We start from the raw sequence: 350 nt of genomic DNA, 5'->3' as shown, positions 1-350 counted from the left end.
AATTAATGGATTAAAAATTGAATATAGGTTGGATTGTGATAGAGTTAGTGAGGGTTTGAAATTAGGTTTTTAGAGAGGGGAAGTGTATATGAGTGGAGAATTGATAGTAGGTTTTTTGGTGTGGTTGGTTAGTGTTTTAATCTTGAGAGGATTTGTTATAAAATTTGGGGAGAAAATTGGGGGTACTGATAAAGGAAAGGATAGAAAAGTAGATGGTAAAGTTATGGGACGCGTTGGAGGGGTGGGCATTTTGCTGGGAGTGGTTGGTGGATTGTTTACTGGAGGGGTGGAAAATGAAAAGTTAAGGGGGATAACAATAGGTGGGATGATTATCATCGTTGTTGGGATTG

1 pseudogene is annotated in these 350 nt (G+C 38.3%); it reads left to right on the top strand.

The annotated features are described in order from the left end of the window. Window positions 1-88 precede the first annotated feature (88 nt). Window positions 89-350 (top strand): annotated as a pseudogene (locus tag FS736_RS23465) (undecaprenyl-phosphate alpha-N-acetylglucosaminyl 1-phosphate transferase); the annotation flags it as partial.

This window comes from Cytobacillus oceanisediminis 2691 (assembly GCF_007678455.1).
GTDB classification, from domain to species: domain Bacteria; phylum Bacillota; class Bacilli; order Bacillales; family Cytobacillaceae; genus Mesobacillus; species Mesobacillus oceanisediminis_A.
Note: the sequence above shows the minus strand (reverse complement) of the source record. Positions and strands in the feature narration are given on the sequence as shown.